At 37.7% G+C, this 6,307-nt stretch carries 3 protein-coding genes; 2 read left to right on the forward strand and 1 reads right to left on the reverse strand.

Annotated elements, in window-relative coordinates; genetic code table 11:
• Positions 1-445: 445 nt before the first annotated feature.
• The gene (locus tag F6K13_RS13510; RefSeq protein WP_124145209.1) at positions 446-1,285 is read right to left on the reverse strand and encodes a pentapeptide repeat-containing protein; all 840 of its coding nucleotides are present in this window, start codon (positions 1,283-1,285) and stop codon (positions 446-448) included.
• 384 nt (positions 1,286-1,669) lie between these two features.
• Between F6K13_RS13510 and ilvD the strand changes: the two genes are divergently transcribed.
• Both ilvD and F6K13_RS13520 read left to right on the forward strand, forming a co-directional pair.
• Positions 1,670-3,355: a dihydroxy-acid dehydratase gene (ilvD, locus tag F6K13_RS13515; RefSeq protein ID WP_124145208.1), complete on the forward strand. Its 1,686-nt coding sequence runs from the start codon at positions 1,670-1,672 to the stop codon at positions 3,353-3,355.
• Positions 3,356-3,971: 616 nt separating this feature from the next.
• Entirely contained in the window at positions 3,972-6,260 is a 2,289-nt protein-coding gene (locus tag F6K13_RS13520) for a transglycosylase domain-containing protein (RefSeq protein ID WP_124154340.1), read from the forward strand.
• Positions 6,261-6,307 lie beyond the last annotated feature (47 nt).

A 6,307-nucleotide genomic window follows, 5' to 3' on the forward strand; every position in this document is an offset into this window, starting at 1 on the left:
ATCTAGGTCTACGAGTATTATAATCAGCAACTTCTGTATCAATCCAAAGTATATTAGCAGTAGCTAATTGTTCAATACATTTTTTAAGATCATTATTATCTGTCAAATAAAACATATAAAATAAAAAAATATTAAAATTATAGTGTTAATACCAATTCACTTTAGGTATGTCACAAATAGTTTCGCTCCTTTAAATGTTAAATAACTTCCGTAAATTACCAAATCATTAAGACTTAAAGCCTCTCCTTTAAAGGAGAAACAAGAAAAATTTTTCCTTTGAGTCAATCCTCTTCTTTTCAAGGAGAGGTAATTGTTAATTATTAATTATTAATTGTTGATGTATCATCAAAGTTTTGAGCTTCTATAAAATTTTAATTCATCACTTTTGACTTTTGACTTTTGACTTATAACTTCCGTGAAACGGTATCAGCAACAATAATCTCTTTTAAGGACAAGTTGTACCATCAGGCATAATTGCTCCCCTCATATCTGCATCTCGTAGATTAGTTTTATTTAGCTTTGCATCAATCAATACAGCTTTAATTAATATTGCTCCCGTCAGATTTGACCAACTTAAATTAGCCCGAAATAAATTAGCTCCACTCATATTAGCTCCTCGAAAAGTAGTCCAACTAACATTAGCAGTTCGTAATTTCGCTCCACTTAAATTAGCTTCACTCAGAGTAGCTCCAATAGTAGTAGATTTGCTCAATTCAGCTTCACTCAGATTAGCCCTACTTAACATTGCCCCACTGAGAATGCCATTACTTAGATTGGCCTCTTCTAAAATTGACTCATTCATCAAGGCATTTGTTAAATTCGCAGACTCTAAACTTGAGCCATTTAAAATAGCTCTGATCAAATTAACGCGAATCATTGTAGCTGCAGTTAAATTAGCTGCCGTTAAATTAGCCTGACTGAAATTAGCTTCCGTCAGGTTAGCACCTCTTAAATTAGCTTGACTGAAATTAGCTTCCCTAGAATTAGAACCCCGTAAATTAGCCTCACTCAAATCAGCGTTATTTAAGTCAGTTTTCACCAGACTCGCTCCAATCAAATTAGCTTCACTCAAATTAGCCCCATTAAGATCAGCATCCCCTAAATACACTTCTCTGAGATTAACTCCACATAGGTTAGCACCCATAAGTTTTATATTACGGAAGTTTGCCCTAGTAAAGTTACTATTACTTAAATCAGCTCCCCTTAAATCTACCCCTACTAGGGTAATACCTTTAAAATTTCTTTCCCCTTCTGCATACTGTTTTAGAATTTCTTCCGCCTCCATTTGCACCGCCTCAAACTATTTTCTATTTTACATTTTATATTTAAACTAGGACATTACTAATTTACAAAAGCAAAAGAGAAACCCTACATATACCTAATTAACTTATTAAGCAGCTTTTTCTGTAAAACTTTTCGCTTTCCTACTATATTCCGTTGAAGAAGTAGCTAGGAGTCGGGAGTCAGAAGAATGTGGTCTATGGGGATTGGTCCCTCAGCAACCGCATTTGCACTGTGTAGACAGTGGGGTATTAAACCCATAAGGGAAAAGATCAAATTACAGACACCAAATTAAGGGCTTAAATTTAGTAATCTTATTGTAAATATCTCAAAAACCACGCTGATATTCTGAGAAAATTAAGAACATAAGTACAACAAAAAAAATACTATGCCAGAGAATGTCAGAAGCCAATTAATCACAAAAGGAGTACAACGTTCTCCTAACCGAGCTATGCTCAGAGCTGTAGGTTTTGAAGATTCAGACTTTACTAAACCGATCGTCGCAGTAGCTAACGCTTATAGCACTATTACCCCCTGTAATATGGGCATCAATGATTTGGCCATGCGAGCCATGGCAGGAGCCAAACAAGCAGGGGCAATGCCACAAATATTTGGCACAATTACCATTAGCGATGGTATTTCTATGGGAACTGAGGGAATGAAATATTCTCTCGTTTCTAGGGATGTTATTGCCGACTCCATCGAAACAGTTTGTAATGGCCAGGCAATGGACGGACTTTTAGCCATCGGTGGGTGTGATAAAAATATGCCTGGAGCAATGATAGCGATCGCTCGAATGAATATTCCTGCGATATTTGTCTATGGTGGTACTATCAAACCAGGTAACTATAATGGTGAAGACTTAACCGTAGTTAGTGCTTTTGAAGCAGTAGGAAAATACAGTGCTGGAAAAATTGACGAACAGCAGCTCAGTGAAATTGAACGTAGAGCTTGTCCAGGTGCTGGGTCTTGTGGAGGAATGTTCACTGCAAATACTATGTCTTCCGCTTTTGAAGCAATGGGTATGAGTCTGATGTATTCATCAACTATGGCGGCCGAAGATGCAGAAAAAGCTGATAGTACTGAGGAGTCTGCCAAAATTCTAGTAGAGGCTATCCGCAAACAAATTTTACCTCGTCAAATAATTACCCGCAAGGCTATAGAAAACGCAATTTCGGTAATTACTGCAGTTGGGGGTTCCACTAATGCAGTTCTACATTTATTAGCCATTGCTCATGCTGCTAATGTAGAATTATCCATTGATGATTTTGAAACTATTCGAGCAAGAGTCCCTGTATTGTGCGACCTCAAACCAAGCGGTCGATACGTTACAACAAATTTGCATCAAGCGGGTGGTATTCCTCTAGTCATGAAAATGCTCCTCGAACATGACCTACTCTACCCAGATGCTTTAACCATAACAGGTAAAACTATTGGAGAACAGTTAGCAGACGTACCTTCGGAACCACCCTCCAATCAAGATGTAATTCGCCCTTGGAATAATCCGATGTATGCTCAAGGACATTTAGCTATTTTAAAAGGAAATCTGGCAACTGAGGGAGCAGTTGCTAAAATTACAGGAGTTAAGAACCCAGAAATAACAGGTCCGGCAAAAGTATTTGAATCAGAGGAAAACTGCTTAGAGGCAATATTAGCAGGAAAAATTCAAGCAGGAGATATTGTTGTAGTCCGTTATGAAGGACCGAAAGGCGGGCCAGGAATGAGAGAAATGTTGGCACCAACTTCGGCTATTATCGGTGCTGGTTTAGGAGATAAAGTAGGGTTGATTACTGATGGTAGGTTTTCTGGTGGTACTTACGGTATGGTAGTTGGTCATGTAGCTCCAGAAGCAGCAGTAGGTGGCGCGATCGCTCTGATAAAGGAAGGAGATATGATTACTATTGATGCTCACAAACGTTTGCTACAGTTAAATATTTCTGATGAGGAGCTACAACAGCGTCGTCAAGCGTGGCAACCTCCAGCACCCCGGTATACCAGAGGTGTATTAGCAAAATATGCAAAGTTAGTATCTTCTAGTAGTTTTGGCGCAGTAACTGATGCTGGACTAGGTTAGAAGTGTGGTACAATTAACATCAATTTGCGAGATTTTCCATTAGAATTAGATTAAAGATACAGTTTCTGTGTTGTAGCTTAGGATGTAATATCAAATCCGGTAGCATCGGTGTTATTCAGTATTATAGGGGTAGGGGCGAATGGTATTCGCCCTCTATTTTAGGGGCGTTTTGCTCCGCAACAAGTAAAGTGGAACTTTGCCCTAGGGAATGACCATTTGCTAGCACATAACTATCGTTAACGTCCCTACAAATTGTATAACAATCAAGGTAACTATATTACGATTTCTCGGGAATCGTAGCCAACAGATTTAATAGGGATAATTTACCAAAATATGGAGATAAAAAAACCGAAATTTAGTTGAAGAAGAGTAACAAGAAGCTTGTATAAAACTAGAGAAAATAAATTATTAAATGCAGATATAAATGGCTAGTTGAACATTATTAAAAAAGTAATTCCTGATTCCTTTGACAAAGTAATAAAGGGTTTACCGTTGAAACCTGTGGTGGTAGAACCACTACAAACAATTAATCTTTAAGGCTTTTGAGGAAGTTTGAGTAAGTTTAGTTGAACGGTTAGTCAATTCACCAACTCTCTGTTCCCTGTTCCCTTTAGTTATGAATTATTCACGGCCTCCTCGTAATTCTCAAACTCTCTTGGGTAATATTACCCAGATGGTTCAAACTATTCATGCCAATGTTAACTTTTCCCGACTAGCACTGAGACCTAATGCTAAAGTACCTGAACTCTGGATACAGGAAACAGAGAATACTCCAGCTAAAAAATATCCTCTTTTGGGCGATCGCTATTTACTAGGCCGTTCTTCCCAAGCTTGTGATATTGTCATTCGTAATCCCCTGATTAGTAAAATTCATCTGTCTGTCTCTAAAAATACTAATAAATCTAACGCTCCTTATATAGTTAAAGACGAGAATTCTGCTAATGGTATCTACAACGGGAAAAAACAAGTTTCTCGTATGTCTCTACGTCATGGCGATGTTCTAACTTTAGGACCACCAGTACTAGCTGATACTGTTAAAATTCGATATGTAGACCCTCCTGTTTGGTATTTTCAAGCATTTCGTTATACAGTCTTCGGTCTTTCTGGATTAACTGCTTTAATCAGTTTAATGATTCTACTTGAATGGACAAAATTTCAGGTAGACCCTTTACCTAATCCAATTACTGGCCCAGTAGTAGTCTATGCTCGTGATGGACAAACTCCTCTACGTCCCACCTATAGAAATGCCCATTATGAATTAGGGCGCATATCTAAATTCTCTAAATATTTACCTGATGCAGTTATTGCTTCTGAGGATAGTCGCTTTTATTGGCATTTCGGCGTAGACCCCATCGGAATTACTAGAGCAGTATTGACAAATTTGAGGGCAGATGGTATAAGCCAAGGAGGAAGTACAGTAACTCAACAATTAGCAAGAAGCGTCTTTCGTGACTATGTAGGTACAGAAGATTCTTTGGGCAGGAAATTACGAGAGGCAATAGTATCTTTCAAAATAGAGGCTTTTTATAGTAAAAACGATGTATTATTAAATTATCTGAATAAGGTTTATTTAGGTTTAGATTTATACGGATTTGAAGATGCCTCAAGATTTTATTTTGGTAAAAGCGCTCAAGATTTAACTTTATCAGAAGCAGCAACATTAGTAGGAATTTTACCAGCACCTAATACTTTTAATCCTGTAGAAAATTATCAAATAGCTATAGAAAAAAGAGATGGAGTAATTTATCGAATGCTCAGTTTGGGGATTATCGACCAACAAGAAGCAGATAGAGCAAGGCGATCGCGGGTAGAAATTAATCCAAAAGCTATAGAAATTCTCCAAAGTACAATAGCACCTTATTATTATAGTTATGTATTTAGTGAACTGGAAGAATTATTAGGAGAAGATTTAGCTAGAGAAGGAAATTTTGTTGTTCAAACAGCTTTAAATCCTGAAATTCAAACCTTAGCAGAAACAAGTTTACAAGAAGCAATTAACAATGCTGGGTCTTATGCTAATTTTTCTCAAGGTGCGGTAGTTACTATAGACTCTAAAAATGGAGAAGTTATCGCCTTGACTGGAGGTGAAGATTATCAACAGAGTCAGTTTAACCGGGCAACTCAAGCACAACGTCAACCAGGATCTACTTTTAAAGTTTTTGCCTACGCTGCTGCTTTGGAAAGAGGGATACCACCAACAAGATTATATTCTTGTAATTCTCTGAGATGGATGGGTCAAACTTACGGAGGTTGTCAACGCAGTGGCGGTAATACAAATATGTACACTGGAATAGCACTTTCTGAAAATGTGGTAGCTTTGCGGGTTGCTCAACAAGTTGGTTTAGGTAATGTCGTCAGGATGGCAAAGCGTTTAGGGGTTAAATCTAAGTTAGATGCTGTACCAGGATTAATATTGGGTCAAAATGAAGTTAATGTATTAGAAATGACTGGTGCTTATGGAGCGATCGCTAATCGTGGAGTAGGAAACCGTCCTCATACTATTAGGAAGATTATTGATACTAGCGACTGTAGCGATCGGGATAATATCTACACTTGTCGTTGTATTTATTCCTATAATTCAGACCCAAAGTGTGAAAACACTCAAGGGGATATTCAAGCTAACCGCCAGATATTAAAACCACAAATAGCGGATACCATGACTCAAATGCTTCAAGGAGTAGTGCAATATGGTACTGGTCGTGGAGCTTATGTAGGATTAGATGAAGCAGGTAAAACGGGTACAACTAATAGAGGAGTAGATTTATGGTTTGTTGGTTATATTCCTAACAAAAGTATGGTGACAGGTATTTGGTTAGGAAATGATGACAACTCTCCTACTTATAGCAGTAGCGGACAAGCGGCTCAGTTATGGGGGAATTATATGAAAAAAGTTGTGGCTGAGTAATAATAAAATTTGCGAATTTGTCAAGCGTTATTTCATGATTTGAGCTA

The organism is Okeania sp. SIO2B9 (assembly GCF_010672505.1).
GTDB classification, from domain to species: Bacteria; Cyanobacteriota; Cyanobacteriia; order Cyanobacteriales; family Microcoleaceae; genus Okeania; species Okeania hirsuta.

Bases quoted from the DNA above. Each gene is read 5' to 3' on its own strand.
- F6K13_RS13510 (WP_124145209.1), bottom strand. From the start codon at position 1,285: ATGGAGGCGGAAGAAATTCTAAAACAGTATGCAGAAGGGGAAAGAAAT.
- ilvD (WP_124145208.1), top strand. From the start codon at position 1,670: ATGCCAGAGAATGTCAGAAGCCAATTAATCACAAAAGGAGTACAACGT.
- F6K13_RS13520 (WP_124154340.1), top strand. From the start codon at position 3,972: ATGAATTATTCACGGCCTCCTCGTAATTCTCAAACTCTCTTGGGTAAT.